This is a genomic window from Streptomyces sp. NPDC034099 (assembly GCF_055575415.1).
Genome location: NZ_JBVISR010000010.1, coordinates 356,903 through 373,077, shown reverse-complemented (window position 1 = coordinate 373,077; position 16,175 = coordinate 356,903). Strand labels below are relative to the sequence as shown.

Annotated in this window: 15 protein-coding genes and 1 rRNA gene; 13 read left to right on the top strand and 3 right to left on the bottom strand. The window is 74.0% G+C overall.

What is annotated here, in order from left to right; translation table 11 throughout:
* The 3 genes from rrf to ACZ56V_RS28175 all read left to right on the top strand — a co-directional run.
* A 5S ribosomal RNA gene (gene rrf / locus ACZ56V_RS28185) occupies positions 1-92 on the top strand; the annotation flags it as partial.
* A 185-nt stretch (positions 93-277) separates the two neighbouring features.
* A complete protein-coding gene (locus tag ACZ56V_RS28180) occupies positions 278-1,519 on the top strand; it encodes a hypothetical protein (RefSeq protein WP_468946064.1) in 1,242 nt (413 codons plus the stop codon).
* Positions 1,411-2,151, top strand: coding sequence for a hypothetical protein (locus ACZ56V_RS28175; RefSeq protein ID WP_398916707.1), 741 nt, complete (start codon positions 1,411-1,413; stop codon positions 2,149-2,151). Before ACZ56V_RS28180 ends, ACZ56V_RS28175 begins: the two co-directional genes overlap by 109 nt.
* A 97-nt stretch (positions 2,152-2,248) precedes the next feature.
* Here the strand turns inward: ACZ56V_RS28175 and ACZ56V_RS28170 are convergent, their stop codons facing one another.
* A complete protein-coding gene (locus ACZ56V_RS28170) occupies positions 2,249-3,541 on the bottom strand; it encodes a DUF1015 domain-containing protein (protein ID WP_398916513.1) in 1,293 nt (430 codons plus the stop codon).
* Between the two features lie 72 nt (positions 3,542-3,613).
* Between ACZ56V_RS28170 and ACZ56V_RS28165 the strand changes: the two genes are divergently transcribed.
* The 4 genes from ACZ56V_RS28165 (at position 3,614) to ACZ56V_RS28150 (ending at position 7,727) form a co-directional block, all read left to right on the top strand.
* A complete protein-coding gene (locus ACZ56V_RS28165) occupies positions 3,614-4,645 on the top strand; it encodes an HAD-IIA family hydrolase (protein WP_468946062.1) in 1,032 nt (343 codons plus the stop codon).
* A gap of 111 nt (positions 4,646-4,756) precedes the next feature.
* Positions 4,757-5,803: a FecCD family ABC transporter permease gene (locus ACZ56V_RS28160; protein ID WP_467384290.1), complete on the top strand. Its 1,047-nt coding sequence runs from the start codon at positions 4,757-4,759 to the stop codon at positions 5,801-5,803.
* 14 nt (positions 5,804-5,817) lie between these two features.
* Complete coding sequence (locus ACZ56V_RS28155; protein WP_468946059.1) at positions 5,818-6,855, top strand: FecCD family ABC transporter permease; 1,038 nt, start codon at positions 5,818-5,820, stop codon at positions 6,853-6,855.
* Positions 6,852-7,727: an ABC transporter ATP-binding protein gene (locus ACZ56V_RS28150; RefSeq protein WP_467384288.1), complete on the top strand. Its 876-nt coding sequence runs from the start codon at positions 6,852-6,854 to the stop codon at positions 7,725-7,727. Before ACZ56V_RS28155 ends, ACZ56V_RS28150 begins: the two co-directional genes overlap by 4 nt.
* Here ACZ56V_RS28150 and ACZ56V_RS28145 read toward each other — a convergent pair.
* Positions 7,711-8,058, bottom strand: coding sequence for a sterol-binding protein (locus ACZ56V_RS28145; RefSeq protein ID WP_356365403.1), 348 nt, complete (start codon positions 8,056-8,058; stop codon positions 7,711-7,713). The two genes, ACZ56V_RS28150 and ACZ56V_RS28145, sit on opposite strands and share 17 nt — an antisense overlap.
* Before the next feature lie 42 nt (positions 8,059-8,100).
* Here ACZ56V_RS28145 and ACZ56V_RS28140 point away from each other — a divergent pair, with 42 nt between their 5' ends.
* From ACZ56V_RS28140 to ACZ56V_RS28120, 5 genes are all read left to right on the top strand, one after another.
* A complete protein-coding gene (locus ACZ56V_RS28140; protein WP_468946054.1) occupies positions 8,101-8,391 on the top strand; it encodes a hypothetical protein in 291 nt (96 codons plus the stop codon).
* A gap of 7 nt (positions 8,392-8,398) precedes the next feature.
* Positions 8,399-9,214, top strand: a complete 816-nt coding sequence (locus tag ACZ56V_RS28135) for a hemolysin (protein ID WP_356365407.1) — start codon at positions 8,399-8,401, stop codon at positions 9,212-9,214.
* Positions 9,211-10,116: an NAD kinase gene (locus tag ACZ56V_RS28130; protein WP_052842112.1), complete on the top strand. Its 906-nt coding sequence runs from the start codon at positions 9,211-9,213 to the stop codon at positions 10,114-10,116. The genes ACZ56V_RS28135 and ACZ56V_RS28130 overlap by 4 nt, the downstream gene beginning before the upstream one ends.
* Before the next feature lie 160 nt (positions 10,117-10,276).
* On the top strand, positions 10,277-12,019 hold the full coding sequence (gene recN, locus ACZ56V_RS28125) for a DNA repair protein RecN (protein WP_398916529.1): 1,743 nt from the start codon (positions 10,277-10,279) through the stop codon (positions 12,017-12,019).
* Positions 12,020-12,293: 274 nt separating this feature from the next.
* Complete coding sequence (locus ACZ56V_RS28120) at positions 12,294-13,442, top strand: glycosyltransferase family 4 protein (protein WP_467384285.1); 1,149 nt, start codon at positions 12,294-12,296, stop codon at positions 13,440-13,442.
* Positions 13,443-13,462: 20 nt separating this feature from the next.
* Here ACZ56V_RS28120 and ACZ56V_RS28115 read toward each other — a convergent pair whose 3' ends face one another.
* Positions 13,463-15,109 carry a PucR family transcriptional regulator gene (locus tag ACZ56V_RS28115; protein WP_468946049.1) on the bottom strand — a complete coding sequence of 549 codons (1,647 nt, stop codon included), beginning with the start codon at positions 15,107-15,109 and terminating at the stop codon, positions 13,463-13,465.
* A gap of 89 nt (positions 15,110-15,198) precedes the next feature.
* Between ACZ56V_RS28115 and ACZ56V_RS28110 the strand changes: the two genes are divergently transcribed.
* Positions 15,199-16,152 carry an LLM class F420-dependent oxidoreductase gene (locus tag ACZ56V_RS28110; protein WP_398916535.1) on the top strand — a complete coding sequence of 318 codons (954 nt, stop codon included), beginning with the start codon at positions 15,199-15,201 and terminating at the stop codon, positions 16,150-16,152.
* Positions 16,153-16,175 lie beyond the last annotated feature (23 nt).

Genomic DNA, 16,175 nt, shown 5'->3' with positions numbered 1-16,175 from the left:
CGCCCGGTTACATTTCGAACCCGGAAGCTAAGCCTTACAGCGCCGATGGTACTGCAGGGGGGACCCTGTGGGAGAGTAGGACGCCGCCGAACAATCTTTGGGAAGGACCCCTGGTCCCCAGCGTTCAGCTGGGGACCAGGGGTCCTTTCGTTTTTCCAGGGCGCACCGGGTAGCCGGCTGCGCGAGAATGACTTGCGGTACCGAAGACAGGAGTCACCGATGACCACCAACTCTCCCGACGACCGACCGGAGCGCGACCAGCGGCGACGGGACAGTGGTGACCGCGGCGACCGTAGGGGTCAGCGCGGTGACCGTGGTGGGTTCCGCCGCGACGACCGCAGGGGTGATGCCCGTGGCGGACAGAGTGGCGGCTTCCGCCGGGACGATCGCGACCGCGGGCCCCGCCGCGACGATCGCGATCGTGGGGGCGACCGTCCGTCTTTCCGGCGTGACGACCGGCGTGATGACCGGGGCGGCGACCGTCCTCCCTTCCGCCGTGACGACCGGCGTGATGACCGGGGCGGCGACCGTCCTCCCTTCCGCCGTGACGACCGGCGTGATGACCGGGGCGGCGACCGTCCTCCCTTCCGCCGTGACGACCGCCGTGATGACCGGGGCGGCGACCGTCCCTCGTACCGGCGTGACGACCGTCGGGATGACCGGCGTGACGATCGAGGTGGCGACCGTCCTCCCTTCCGGCGCGACGACCGCCGTGATGACCGTCCCTCCTTCCGCCGTGATGACCGCCGTGACGACGGCGCCGGGCAGCGCGGTGGTTTCCGGCGTGACGACCGCCGTGACGACCGTCGTGAGGACAACCGTGGTGGCGGTTACGGACGGCGTGACGATCGCGATCGTGGGGGCGACCGTCCGTCTTTCCGTCGTGATGACCGGGGCGGCGACCGTCCTCCCTTCCGCCGTGACGACCGCCGTGATGACCGGGGTGGCGACCGTCCTCCCTTCCGCCGGGACGACCGCCGTGATGACCGGGGCGGCGACCGTCCGTCGTACCGGCGGGACGACCGTCGGGATGACCGGCGTGACGATCGAGGTGGCGACCGTCCTCCCTTCCGGCGCGACGACCGCCGTGATGACCGTCCGTCTTTCCGGCGTGACGACCGGCGGGACGAGCGTCCTCCCTTCCGCCGTGACGATCGGCGTGACGACCGTGGTGGCTTCCGGCGGGACGACAACCGTGGAGAGCGTGGCGGGTTCCGCGGGCGTGACGACCGGGGTGGCGACCGCGGTGGGTTCCGCGGGCGTGACGACCGGGGCGGTCGTGGGCCCCGTCGTGACGACCGGGGTGGTCGGCCCGGCGGTTACCGCGGGCGTGACGACCGGCAGGGTGGCGGCGGTGGCCGCTTCCGTGAGGAGCGGGACCGTGACCGGGACCGCGAGCCGATCAAGCGTCTGCCGATCCCCGAGGAGGTCACGGGCGACGAGATCGACAAGGACGTACGGCAGGAGCTGCAGAGCCTGCCCAAGACGCTCGCGGAGGACGTCGCCAGGAACCTGGTGATGGTCGCGCGGCTGCTGGACGAGGACCCCGAGGCAGCGTACGGCTACTCCAGGGTGGCCCTGCGCCTGGCGTCCCGCGTCGCCGCCGTACGGGAGGCGGCCGGGTTCGCCGCGTATGCCAACCAGAAGTACGGCGAGGCGCTGGCGGAGTTCCGGGCCGCGCGGCGGATGACCGGTTCCGTGGAGCTGTGGCCGGTCATGGCCGACTGCGAGCGTGGCCTCGGCCGGCCGGAGAAGGCACTGGACATGGCCGGTGCCCCCGAGGTGCACAAGCTGGACAAGGCCGGCCAGGTCGAGATGCGGCTCGTGGCGGCCGGTGCCCGGCGTGACATGGGGCAGTTGGACGCGGCCATCGTGACGCTGCAGAGCCCCGAGCTGGCCTCCAACTCCGTACAGCCGTGGACCGCGCGGCTGCGGTACGCCTACGCCGACGCGCTGCTGGCCGCGGGCCGGGAGCGGGAGGCGCGGGAGTGGTTCGCGAAGGCCGTGGAGTCGGACCGGGACGGCAGCACGGACGCCTCCGACCGGCTCGCCGAGCTGGACGGCGTGGAGTTCATGGACGCCCTGGACGAGGGTGAGTCCGAGAGCGACGGTGGGGGGAGCCCTTCCGCCGAGGACGGGGACAAGGACTGAGGGTCTGAATACCTGACGGCCTGACGGCCTGACGGCGTGACGAAGGGGGCGGGACCGGTTCACGGGCCCGCCCCCTTCGGCGTGTCGTCAGGCCGTCTCAGGTGTCGAGTGTGCGCAGCACCAGGCCCGAGGCCGGTTTCGGGCCGAAGGACGTGGACTTGCGGGGCATCGTGACGCCCTGCCGGGCCAGGTCGCGGACGACCTCCTCGTGGACCGGGTGCATCAGCACCGCCGTACCGCCGTCGCGTTCGGCCTTCTCGACGGTGGCCGCCGTGTCGTGGATGTAGGAGACGTGGGCCGCCGAGTCGTCGGGGACGTGCCAGACGTGGGCGAGGAGCGTGGCGTGCAGGACGGTGGCGTCCAGGGTGCGCCAGGCCTCGGGCCGGTCGGTGGGGACCGTACGGGCCAGCAGGCCGGGCTCCGGCAGGTCGACGAGGTGGAAGTCGCCGTCGCCGGCGAGGAGGAAGGCGTTGCCCGCGGCGGCTGCCTCCGCCAGCGTTTCCAGGGACGCGTCCAGCGGGGTGCCCAGGCGGCGGACGCGGAAGCGGCCGTCCAGGGCGGCCACGGCGTCGCGCACCGGCAGGCCGTGCAGCAGCCGGTGGATGGCGCGGACGCGGAGCGGGTAGCGGGCCGTGTCGACCAGGAGGACCAGGCCGTGGTCCCACGGGCTGGGCGAAGGGTGTTCCGCGCGCAGGGTGCGGTAGGTGGCCCAGCGGTGGTGGCCGTCGGCGATGAGGGCCTGGTGCCGGGACAGCTCGGCCTGGACGTGGGCCACGGTGTCCGGGTCGGTGACCGACCACAGGCGGTGGCAGTGGCCGTCCTCGGTGGTCGTGGACAGGAGCGGCGGCTGTTCGGCGGTGCGTTCCACGAGGGCGGTGGTGGCAGGGGCCTCGCCGTCGCCGCGGTAGGTCAGGAGCAGCGGTTCGAGGTTCGCCCGGGTGGCCCGCATGAGTGCCGCGCGGTCCGCGACCACGTGGGGCATGACGTCCTCGTGCGGCAGGACCACCTGCTCGGCGGGGTCCGACACGCGCAGGGTACCGATGACGCCGCGCTGCACCATGCCCTCGCGGTCGCGTTGCTCGTAGACGTACAGGCCCGGTTCGGGGTCGGTGGTCAGGACGCCCTCCGCCGTCCAGCGCCGCAGGGTGCGCGCGGCCTGCTCGTTGCGCTCCTCGGGCGTGGCGGCCTGCGGCAGGATCAGCCGGACGATGTTGTACGGGTCGGCGGACTCGAGGTGGAGCAGGCCGTCGGGGCGGACCACGACGTCGTAGGGAGGGGAGGTCACGGCGGCCAGGCTGCCGACCCGGTCGGGGTCGTAACGGAGGCCTCGGAACGGGGTGAGTTCCAGGCCCCGGCGCGCCGTTGCTTCCGGGTGACCTGCAGAGTTCATCCCGGCATCGTACGTGTGTCAGTGGCATGGGGGATGATCGGGGGAAAGGCGACGAACGAGGAGCGATGCGGAATGAGCCGGAGCGTCAGGACGAGGCCCGAGGGCAGTGGGCGGGGTCTGAACGAGGCCTACGACACGGCGCTGCTCGACCTGGACGGCGTGGTGTACGCCGGGGGGCACGCGATCGCTCACGCCGTCGACTCCCTGGCCACGGCCCGCGATGGCGGCATGCGCCTGGCGTACGTCACCAACAACGCGCTCCGTACCACCGACGCGGTGGCCGCGCACCTGACCGAGCTGGGCATACCGACGGGGGCGGAGGACGTCATCACGTCGGCGCAGGCGGTCGCCCGGCTGATCGCCGAGCAGCTGCCCTCGGGGGCGCGGGTGCTGGTGATCGGCGGTGAGGGGCTGCGCGTGGCATTGCGTGAGCGTGGTCTCGAGCCCGTCGAGTCGGCCGAGGACGATCCGGCGGCCGTGGTGCAGGGGTTCGGCGGTCCCGAGCTGCCGTGGGGCCGGTTCGCCGAGGCCTGCTACGCGATCGCGCGGGGTGTCCCCTGGTACGCCTCCAACACCGACCTGACCATCCCGGGCGCCCGCGGGATCGCCCCGGGCAACGGCGCGGCGGTGGAGGTCGTGCGGATCGCGACCGGCGCCGAGCCGCAGGTCGCGGGGAAGCCCTTGCCTCCCATGCACCGGGAGACGATCCTGCGGACCGGCGCTCAGCGTCCGTTGGTGGTGGGCGACCGGCTGGACACGGACATCGAGGGCGCGTTCAACGGGGAGGTCGACTCGCTGCTCGTCCTGACCGGTGTGACCGACGGGCCGCAGTTGCTGGCGGCGCCGCCACAGCATCGGCCGACATACGTCGACGCCGATCTGCGCGGGCTGCTCACCGGGCAGCCGGAGGTCACGGGTGACGCGGAGGGAGGCTTCCGCTGCGGAGGCTGGACCGCGACGGCCGGCGGCGAGCGGCTGGAACTGGACGGTGAGGGCGCGGCGCTGGACGGGCTGCGTGCGTTGTGCGCGGCGGCCTGGACGGAGGGCGGAGAGCGGGGTTGCGGGCTGGACTCGGGGAAGGCGCTGGCGCGGTTGGGGTTGTGACGGCGGTGTACGGGGAAGGCGCCCGTTCACGGATGGGACGGACGCGGGCCGGGGCCTCGTGGCAGTCCTCGGGAATCGTGATCGATTGGCAGGGTAGGCTAACCTAACTGCGTGTTGGTCGACAGTCCCCCCGAACAGCGCGCGGAGACCGCTCCCGCGCCGCCCTCCAAGCGCCGCGTCCTGCGTGCCGCGGGGCTGCCCGTCTCCGTCGCGGTCCTGGTGTTCATCGCTTTGGCGAGCATCGCGATCGGCGCCAAGGACCTGTCCCTGGCCCAGGTCTGGCACGGCCTCTTCCACGACTCGGGCACCTACGGCGACGTCGTGGTCGGCGAGCGCCTGTCGCGCACCGTCCTCGGCCTGCTGGCCGGCGCCGCCCTCGGCCTCGCGGGAGCCGTGCTGCAGGCGCTGACCCGCAATCCGCTGGCCGATCCCGGACTGCTCGGCATCAACGCGGGCGCCTCGGCGGCCGTCGTCACGGGCATCACCTTCTTCGGCGTCACCTCGCTGACCGGGTACGTCTGGTTCGCCTTCGCCGGTGCGGCGGGGGTCGGCGCACTGGTCTGGTTCCTGGGCGGCAGCCGGGGCGCCACGCCGGTGCGGCTGGTGCTGGCCGGGACCGCGATCAGCGCCGCGCTCTTCGGCTACCTCCAGGCCGTGATGATCATGGACGACGCGGCGCTGGGCAGGATGCGCTTCTGGACGGTCGGTTCGCTCGCCTCGGCGACGACCGGCACCATCCGGGAGGTGCTGCCCTTCTTCGTGACAGGCACGGTCCTCGCCCTCGCGCTCGCCCGGCCGCTGAACGCCATGGAGATGGGCGACGACACCGCCAAGGCCCTCGGCGCCAACCTGAACCGCACCCGGGCGCTGGCCATGCTCGCCGCGACCGTGCTGTGCGGGGCCGCGACCGCCGCCTGCGGGCCGATCGTGTTCGTCGGGCTGATGATCCCGCACATCGTCCGCTCCTTCACCGGACCCGACCTGCGCTGGATCCTGCCGTACGCGGCGATCCTGTCCCCGGTGCTGCTGCTGGGCGCGGACGTCCTCGGCCGGATCGTCGCCCGGCCCTCCGAACTCCAGGTCGGCATCGTCACCGCCGTCCTCGGCGGACCGGTCTTCATCTTTCTCGTACGACGGCGGAGGACGGCCCAGCTGTGAAGAACGGGAAGACCGTGAAGAGCAACCGTGCCGTGCGTACCGCGGGCGGGCTGTCCCTCCGCCTGGACGTGCGGGCCGCGGTCGTCGTCGTCCTGCTGCTGCTCCTCGCTCTCGCCGCGAGCGTGCTGCTGATCGGCACCGGCGACTTCGACATACCGGCCGCCGACGTGCTGAGGACCCTGGTCGGTCAGGGCAACGCCGGGCAGGAGTTCATCGTCAACGAGCTGCGGCTGCCGCGGGTCCTGGTCGGACTGCTGGTCGGCGGCGCGCTCGGCGTCGGCGGCGCGCTCTTCCAGGCCATCTCCCGCAACCCGCTCGGCAGTCCGGACGTCCTGGGCCTCGGGCAGGGGGCGACGGCCGGTGCGCTCATCATGATCGTCCTGTTCTCCGGCAGCTCGGCCCAGGTCACCGTCGGCGCACTCGCCGGCGGCCTGGTGACCGGTCTCGCCATCTATCTGCTCGCTTGGAAGCGGGGCGTGCACGGATACCGACTGGTCCTGGTCGGTATCGGCGTGTCCGCGATCGTCACGGCGGTCAACGGCTACCTGCTCACCCGCGCCGACATCGTCGACGCCTCGCGCGCCGTCGTCTGGATGACCGGCTCCCTCAACGGCCGCGACTGGGACCAGGTCTGGCCCCTGCTCGCGCTGTGCGCCGTGCTCGTCCCGCTGGTGCTCACCAACGGGCGGGCGCTGCGGATGATGGAGATGGGCGACGACGTCTCGTACGCCCTCGGGGTGCGCGTCGAGCGGGTGCGGGCGCTGCTGATGGTGGCCGCCGTCCTGCTCACCGCCTCGGCCACCGCCGCCGCGGGACCGGTCAGCTTCGTGGCGCTCACCGCGCCGCAGCTCGCCCGGCGGCTGACCCGCTCGCCCGGCCCCAACCTGCTGCCGTCCCTGTGCATGGGCGCCGCCCTGCTGGTCAGTGCCGACTGGATCTCGCAGCGGGTCTTCGGCGCCGACCAGCTGCCCGTCGGCGTCGTCACCGGCGTCCTCGGCGGCGTCTACCTGCTGTGGCTGCTGGTCACCGAGCGCAAGGCGGGCCGGATATGAGCGCCGGCACCGGCCACCGCAGCGGGCCCGAGAACCGAAGGAGCAACGTGAACCGCCTGACCGCCGAGAACGTCACCCTCGCCTACGACCAGCGGGTCATCGCGGAGAAGCTGTCGGTGGAGATACCCGACAACTCCTTCACGGTGATCGTCGGCCCGAACGCGTGCGGCAAGTCCACCCTGCTGCGCGCCCTGTCACGGATGCTCAAGCCGAGCCAGGGCCGGGTACTGCTCGACGGGTCGGTCATCCAGTCGATGCCCGCCAAGAAGGTGGCCCGGACCCTCGGCCTGCTCCCGCAGTCCTCCATCGCGCCCGACGGCATCACCGTCGGCGACCTCGTCGGCCGCGGCCGCTACCCGCATCAGGGCATCCTTCGCCAGTGGTCGACCGAGGACGAGCGGGTCGTCCAGGAGTCGATGGCCCAGACCGGCATCTCCGAGCTGGCCGACCGCTACGTCGACGAACTCTCCGGCGGACAGCGCCAGCGCGTGTGGATCGCCATGGCGCTCGCCCAGCAGACCCCGCTGCTGCTGCTCGACGAGCCGACGACGTACCTGGACATCCAGCACCAGATCGACGTCCTCGACCTGTGCGCGGAGCTCCACGAGGAGCAGGGCCGCACCCTCGTGGCCGTGCTGCACGACCTCAACCACGCCGCCCGCTACGCCACCCACCTCATCGCCCTGCGCGGCGGGGAGATCATCGCCGAGGGCGCGCCGAAGGACGTTGTCACCGCCGACCTGGTCGAGCGGGTCTTCGGGCTGCGCTGCCAGGTCATCGACGACCCGGAGACGGGCACGCCGCTGGTGGTGCCGGCCGCCCGCAAGGGGCGTACCCAGCGGGCGGAAGCGGCCGCTACAGGAGCTTCCTGAGCCGGAACAGGTCACGCAGGCCCGCCTCCAGCCTCACCCGGCCCGAGCCCCACGCCTTGGCGAAGTTCAGTTCGCCCGCCACCAGGGCCACCAGGTCGTCGCCGGTCATCGCCAGCCTGATCTCGGCCTTCTCGCGCGGCGGACCCTGCAGGGTCTCGCGCACGTCGATGCGGCCGTCCGCCATGCGTCCGGCGAAGGTGACGTCCAGGTCGGTGATGTGGCAGCTCACCGAGCGGTCCAGCTCCGTGGCCGACCGCACGTCCCCTTCGGCGCCGCGCATGCTGTCCGAGAGCTTGTCGAGTGCGGCACGGCACTCCTCAGTCGTCGCCATCGTGACCGACCGTACCCCAGCGCCACGCGGTAGCGTCGGGGCATGAGCGACGCAGTACCGGAGCCGGAGCCCGAGGAGACGGAGCCCGGCGCCCACCCGGACCCCGGGTACGAGCCGGCCGCCCCCGCCCCGCTGGACGTCCCCCGCACCCCCATCGGGAACGCCGAGGTCGACGCCCGGCTGGCGCGGCTGGCCGACGCCGACCACCTGGCCACCGACGGACATGTCGAGGTGTACGAGGATGTACACCGGGGGCTGCGCGACGCGCTCACCGCGCTCGACGCCCGCCCGGGTCCACCGGCGCCCCCGTCCCCGCACGAACACAGGAGCTGAACCGAACGTGGCAGGAGTCGCACGCCGCCGTCTCGACGCGGAGCTGGTCCGCCGCAGGCTGGCGCGCTCGCGCGAGCACGCGAGCCAGCTGATCGCCGCCGGGCGGGTCACCGTCGGCAAGACCGTCGCGACGAAGCCCGCCACACAGGTCGAGACCGCCGCCGCGATCGTGGTGACCGCCGACGACAACGACCCCGACTACGTCTCGCGCGGCGGCCACAAGCTCGCCGGGGCGCTGTCGGCGTTCGTTCCGCAGGGCCTCGTCGTCGAGGGGCGGCGGGCCCTGGACGCCGGTGCCTCCACCGGCGGCTTCACCGACGTACTGCTGCGGGCGGGCGCCGCGCACGTCGTCGCCGTGGACGTCGGATACGGACAACTCGCCTGGAGTCTCCGGCAGGATGAACGCGTCACCGTCAAGGACCGTACGAACGTACGCGAGTTGACGCCGGAAGCGATCGATGGGGAGCCCGTGGACCTTGTCGTGGGGGATCTGTCCTTCATCCCGCTCGGACTGGTACTGCCCGCACTGGTGCGGTGCACCCGGCCGGACGCCGACCTGGTGATGATGGTGAAGCCGCAGTTCGAGGTGGGGAAGGAACGTCTCGGCAGCGGGGGAGTGGTACGCAGCGCGCAGCTGCGGGCCGAGGCCGTGCGGGCGGTGGCGCGGAGGGCCTGGGAGCTGGGGCTCGGGGTGAAGGGGGTCACCGCCAGTCCGCTGCCCGGTCCCTCCGGGAACGTCGAGTACTTTCTGTGGCTGCGGGCCGGTGCCGGTGAACTGGACCCGGCCGATGTCGATCGTGCAGTGGCGGAGGGGCCGCGTTGACACAGAACCGAGCGCGTACTGTTTTCCTGCTCGCCCACACCGGGCGCCCCGCTGCCATCCGCAGCGCCGAGCTGGTGGTCAAGGGGCTGCTGCGGGCCGGGATCGGCGTACGGGTCCTGGAGGCCGAGGCGCGCGACCTGCCACTGCCGGGCGAGGTGGAGCTGGTCGGCGAGGCCACTCCGCAGTGCCTGGACGGGTGCGAGCTGCTGATCGTGCTGGGCGGCGACGGCACGCTGCTGCGCGGCGCCGAGTTCGCCCGTGCCTCGGGCGTTCCGATGCTCGGCGTCAATCTGGGCAGGGTCGGTTTCCTCGCGGAGGCCGAGCGCGACGACCTGGACAAGGTCGTCGACCGGGTGGTGAGCCGGGCCTACGAGGTCGAGGAGCGGATGACCGTCGACGTCGTCGTGCACCGCAACGGCGACATCGTGCACACCGACTGGGCGCTGAACGAGGCGGCCGTGCAGAAGGCGGGCGCGGAGAAGCTCCTGGAAGTCGTGCTGGAGATCGACGGCCGGCCGGTGACGGGGTTCGGCTGCGACGGCATCGTGCTGTCCACGCCGACCGGGTCGACGGCGTACGCGTTCTCGGCCGGGGGGCCGGTGGTGTGGCCCGAGGTGGAGGCGCTGCTGATGGTGCCCATCAGCGCCCACGCGCTGTTCGCGAAGCCGCTGGTGACCTCGCCGGACTCGGTGCTGGCGGTGGAGGTGCTGCCGCATGTCCCGCCGGGGGTGCTGTGGTGCGACGGGCGGCGGACGGTGGAGTTGCCGCCCGGGGCGCGGGTGGAGGTGCGGCGGGGGGCGGTGCCGGTGCGGTTGGCTCGGTTGCACCATGCGTCGTTCACGGACCGGCTGGTGGCGAAGTTCGCGCTGCCGGTGTCCGGGTGGCGGGGCGCTCCGCATTAGCGCCGTAGGGCCGGGGGCGGTACGGCGTGTGCGGGTCGTGTGTGGTTCTCGCGCCCACGCGGCGAGCCGCACATGACACAGCCCCGCGCCCCTGAAGGGGCGCGTCCACTCCCCTGGGTGACAAGGGCGGGCCGGTCGCACTCCCGGGCTCGGACCTCGTATGGTCGTGTCCGTGCTTGAGGAGATGCGGATACGGTCGCTCGGGGTCATCGACGACGCCGTGGTCGAGCTGTCGCCGGGGTTCACCGCTGTCACCGGTGAGACGGGTGCCGGCAAGACCATGGTGGTCACCAGCCTGGGGCTGCTGCTGGGCGGACGCGCGGACGCGGCGCTCGTGCGGATCGGGGCGAAGAGCGCGGTCGTCGAGGGGCGCATCGCCGTGCCCGACGACGCCGCGGCCGCCGTCCGGGCCGAGGAGGCCGGGGCCGAGCTGGACGACGGGGCGCTGCTGATCAGCCGTACCGTTTCCGCCGAGGGGCGCTCGCGCGCGCATCTGGGCGGGCGGTCGGTGCCGGTGGGGATGCTCGCCGAGCTGGCCGACGAGCTGGTGGCCGTGCACGGGCAGACCGACCAGCAGGGGCTGCTCAAGCTGTCCCGGCAGCGGCAGGCGCTCGACCGGTACGCGGGCGACGCGGTCGCCGGTCCGCTCACCAAGTACGCCGAGGCGTACCGCAGGCTGCGGGCCGTCACCACGGAGCTGGAGGAGATCACCACGCGCGCGCGTGAGCGCGCCCAGGAGGCCGACCTCCTGCGCTACGGCCTCGACGAGATCGCGGCCGTCGAGCCGCGCGCCGGTGAGGACGTGGAGCTGGCGGAGGAGGCGGAGCGGCTGGGACACGCCGAGGCGCTCGCGTCGGCCGCCACGGCCGCCCACGCCGCCCTGGCGGGCAACCCGGAGGACCCCGAGGGCGTGGACGGCTCCACGCTCGTCGCGGGCGCGCAGCGGGCCCTGGATGCTGTACGGTCGCACGACCCGGCGCTGGCCGCGCTCGCCGAGCGGATCGGTGAGGTCGGCATCCTGCTGCGCGACGTGGCCGGGGAGCTCGCCGGGTACGCCGACGACCTGGACGCCGACCCGCTGCGGCTGGCGGCGGTCGAGGAGCGCCGGGCCGCGCTCACGGCGCTGACCCGGAAGTACGGCGAGGACATCGCGGCCGTGCTGAGCTGGGCCGAGCAGAGCGCCGCGCGGCTGACCGAGCTGGACGGCGACGACGAGCGGATCGGCGAGCTGACCGCCGAGCGGGACGCGCTGCGGGCGGAACTGGGCGGGCTCGCCCAGGCGCTGACCGACGCGCGTACCGAGGCAGCCGAGCGGTTCGCCGCCGCGGTGACCGCCGAGCTGGCGTCGCTGGCCATGCCCCACGCGCGCGTGTCGTTCGAGATCCGGCAGACCGAGGACCCGGAGGGCGTCGAGGTCGGCGGGCGGACGGTCGCCTGCGGGCCGTCGGGCGCCGACGAGGTGGAGCTGCTGCTCGCGCCGCACCCCGGAGCGCCGCCGCGGCCGATCGCCAAGGGCGCGTCCGGTGGTGAGCTGTCGCGCGTGATGCTGGCGGTGGAGGTCGTCTTCGCGGGCACCGATCCGGTGCCGACGTACCTGTTCGACGAGGTCGACGCGGGGGTCGGCGGCAAGGCGGCGGTGGAGATCGGGCGGCGGCTGGCGCGGCTGGCGAAGAGCGCGCAGGTCGTGGTCGTCACGCATCTGCCGCAGGTGGCCGCGTTCGCCGACCGTCAGCTGCTGGTGGAGAAGACGAACGACGGCTCGGTCACCCGCTCCGGCGTGAAGGTCCTGGAGGGCGAGGAACGCGTACGGGAACTCTCCCGGATGCTCGCCGGCCAGGAGGACTCGGAGACGGCCCGCGCCCACGCGGAGGAACTGCTGGCGACGGCCCGGGCCGACCAGTAGGGACTCCGGCGTCCGAGCGGGCGTACCGGGCTCCTGGACGTACGCCCCGGGTGGGCCGGTGCGACGGCGTGACATTCACTCGTACGAGTGAGACGGACCGGTGTCGTTGTCCCGTCGGTCGTCCGGTCGTGGCGGTCGTCGTTCCCGGAACACCCGTGCGGCCTGGCATCCTTGACGGAGCGGCGCACCGGAATCCGCCCGGCGCGCCCCGTCCGCACCATCCTTCTGTACGTTCTTCGTGACCGTCCCCCGCCGAACCAGGAGCCGCGGCCAGGTGACCCCCGTGAGCAGCCACTCACCGCACGGCCAGTCGCCGTTGCGCACCGTGCAGGTGCTGGGCGGCGGCAACGCCGGCAGCAGCGCGCACGTGCGCTCACTGGCCGCGGGGCTCGTCGCACGGGGCGTGAAAGTGACGGTGTGCGCCCCCTTTGATGCGGAACGCACCTACGACTTCACGGGCGCCGGGGCCGACCACGTGCACGTGCCGCGCAGCAGCGATCCCGTGTCGGTGGCCACGCTGCGGACGGTGTGCGCCGAGGCCGACCTGGTGCACGCGCACGGACTGCACGCCTCCTTCCGGGCCGCCCTGGCCCTGGGCGGGCGGCGCGTGCGCACACCGCTCGTCGTCACCTGGCACGACCGGGCGCACGCCGAAGGGGCCCGCGGCCAGCTGCTGCGCGTGCTGGAGCGGCGGGTGATGAAGGCCGCCACCGTCGTGCTCGGCGCCACCTCGGAGCTGGTCGACGGGGCGCGGCGGACGGGCGCGCGGGACGCCCGTCTCGGCCCTGTCGCGCTTCCCGCCCGGCCGGACCGGCCCGCCGGACCCGAGGACCCCGACCGGCTGCGGCCCAAGGTCCGGGCCGAACTCGGCGTCATCGACCGCCCGTTGCTGGTCGCCGTCGGCTCCCTGGAGCCGCACCGGGGATACGACGTCCTGCTCGACGCCGCGCGCGTATGGCGCCGCCTCGACCCCGCGCCGCTGGTCGTGGTCGCCGGGGAGGGCCCGCTGCGCGGCGAGTTGCAGGGGCGGATCGAGGACGAGGGACTGCCGGTCGTGCTCGTCGGCAGCCGCGACGACGTTCCCGACCTGCTGGCGGCGGCCGACCTGGCGCTGCTGCCGAGCCGCCGTGAGCCGGGGCGTTCCGTCCTCGCCCAGGAGGCACTCCACGCACGCGTGCCGCTGGTCGCCGGTGCCGTCGGCGGCATCCCCGAGCTGGTCGGCGACGCCGCCGAACTCGTGCCGCCCGGGGACGCGGTGGCCCTCGCCGACGCCGTGGTCCGCCTGCTCGCCGACCCCGCGCGGCGGGACGAGCTGAGCGAGCGGGGCGCACGGCAGGCGGCCGGCTGGCCGACCGAGGACGAGACCGTCGCCCAGGTGCTGAGCATCTACGACGAGTTGACGCAGCCCACGCCGTTGCTCTAGGCACCCGCCTCGGACACCCCCTAGGGCACGTGCCGGCGGGCGCGCAGGGCCAGGCTCAACGCCAGCACCGTCTGCGGGTCGTCGAGGTCCGTGCCCAGCAGCTCCCCGATCCGCGCCAGCCGGTTGTAGAGCGTCTGCCGGTTGAGGTGGAGTTCGCGCGCCGTCTCCGCCTTGCGGCCGGCGTGGGCCAGGTACGTCTGGAGGGTGGGCAGCAGCGGCGGCTTCGAGCGCTCGTCGTGGTCCCGCAACGGACCGATCGCCCGGTCCACGAACGCCGCGAGGTCCGGGTCGTCGCGCAGCCGCCACAGCAGCAGGTCGATGTCCAGGCGCCGGGCGTCGTACCAGGGCCGGTCGGTCAGGCCCTGCGCCGCGGTCGCCGTCTCCGCCGCGTGCCTGAGGCCCGCCGAGGCCGCCGCCCAGCCGCCGCACACCCCGACGACCACGACCGGCGGCTGCGCCCCCGGCCGCTGCATCCCGGCCCGCTCCACGCCCGCCCGCAGCGCCGCGGCGACCCGGTCGGCGACCGCCGCCCGCTCGGACTCCGAGCGCAGCCCCAGCAGCAGCGGGACCCGGCCCTCCACCGGCCGCACGCCCAGCAGGACCGGCACCCCCACCGAGGCCAGTTCCTCGGCGACCGCGCGCGCCAGCAGCGCCCAGCCGCCGCCCGCCGGGGACAGGGCGTCACCCAGCCGCATCACCACCGGCAGCAGCGGTCCCGACCCCGGCTTGAAGCCCAGGACCCGGGCCTGCGCCGGAGCGTCCTCCGCGGTGATCCGGCCCTCGGCGAGGTCGGTGAGGAAGTCGCCCCGACCACGTGCCGCCAGCTCCTCCTCCTGCCGTGCCTGCATCAGCACCACGGCGAGGATGCCCGCCGCCCGCTCCGCCGCCATCCGGTGCACCGGCGCCAGCGGGGACCGTACCGGCAGCAGGGCGAGGCGGGCCCGGACCGACCCCGTGCCCGGTCCGCCGCCGGGCACGTCCACGAGGACCGAGCCCGCCGGGGGCGGCGCCTCCTTGTGCGGGCCCCGCAGCCCCTCCCAGACCTGGAGGGGGTCGGCGCCCTCGGGCCCGGGACCGGCGGCGTACAGCAGGCGGCCGTCGATGGTCTCCAGGAAGACCGGGTTCCCGGCGAAGTCGGCCAGGATGGCGAGGACCTGGGGCACTCCGCCGCCGCCCAGCAGGGCCTCGGTGCAGCGGCGGTGCACCTCCTCGGCACGCTGGAGCAGCGCGTAGTGGCCGTTGACGATCTCGGTGTGGATCTCCTCGGTGACCGTCACGAACGGCACCTCGCGGTGCAGCTGCACCAGCGGCAGCCCGGCCGCGCGGGCCGTGTCGACCAGCGCCGCCGGCAGCCGGGCGAAGCGCGGGCCCAGCTCCACGACGAGCGCCGCGATGCCGCGCTCGGCCAGCGTGCGCACGAACGCCCGCTGCTCGGCGGGGCGGGTGCCGAGGCCGTATCCCGTGGTCAGCAGCAGTTCGCCACCCTTGAGCAGCGAGGCGATGTTGGGCACCTCACCGGCGTGCACCCAGCGCACGGTGCGCTGCATGCGGTCGGCGCCCGCGAGGACCTCCGGCAGACCGCTGCGCAGCCCGGGCAGCTCCAGTGCCCGCCGCACGGTGATCCCGGCGCCCTGCGTGTCGAACCCGCTGTTCATGCCGCTGTCCATGAGCCGGACGCTACCCGGCACGGCCCCGCCCGGGACATCCACCCGGCCTCCGCCGGGTCGGCGGGCGTCCGCGGGGTAGGGCACCGGACATGGACATCACCGTCGTGGCCGCCGCACGTGAGGACGCCAGCCCCCTCGACGAGCCCTTGCGGGTGGCGCAGCAGGCAGACCGGCTGGGATACCCCGAGGTGTGGCTGGGGGAGGGGCCGACCTGGGACGCGTTCGTGCTGGCCGCGGCCGTCGGGGCGGGCACCCGGCGGATCGCGCTCACCGCCGGGCCGGTCGCCGTGTCGGTGCGCGACCCGCACGGCATCGCGCGGGGCGCCGCCTCGGTCGCCGCGGTCACCGGGCGCCCGGTCGGCGTGGCGCTGGGCACGTCGAGCAAGCGGGTCGTCGAGGGTGTCCACGGCCGGGTCCGGGAGCGGCCGGCGGCCGTGCTGGCGGAGACCGCCGGGGCACTGCGGGAACTGCTCCACGGCGTGCCGGGCGAACCCGTCGTGCCCGGCAGCGCCTTCCGGCGCCGCCACCGGCCGCCGGGCGGTCCGCTCACCGTGGCGGCCTTCGGCGACCGGGCGATCTCCGTCGCCGCCCGGTACGCCGACCGCATGCTCCTCGACGTGGTCTCGCCCGAGCAGGTCCGCGCCCTGCGCGCCAAGCTGCTCACGGCTTGCGGCGAGGCCGGACGGACCCCGCCGACGCTGGCCGCCTGGGTCCCCGCCGCCGTCGACCCCGATCCCGCCTCCCTCACCCAGGTCATGCGCAGCGTCGTGGGCTATCTCACGGTGCCCGGCTACCGCGAGATGTTCGAGGAGGCCGGCTTCGGCGAGGCGGTCGCGCTGGCCCGCACGGGAGCCGACGCCGACACCCTGCTGCGGGCGCTGCCTGAAGAGGCGGCGGCCACCGTGGGCCTGATCGGCGGCCTCGACACCGTACGGGCCCGGATGGACGCCTACGCGGACGCGGGCCTGGACGAGATCGCCCTGGTACCGGCGACGTCCGGCGACCCGGGCGCAGAACGCACCCTGACAGCACTGGCACCCTGAGCCCGCCCGCGCGGCCACGGCCG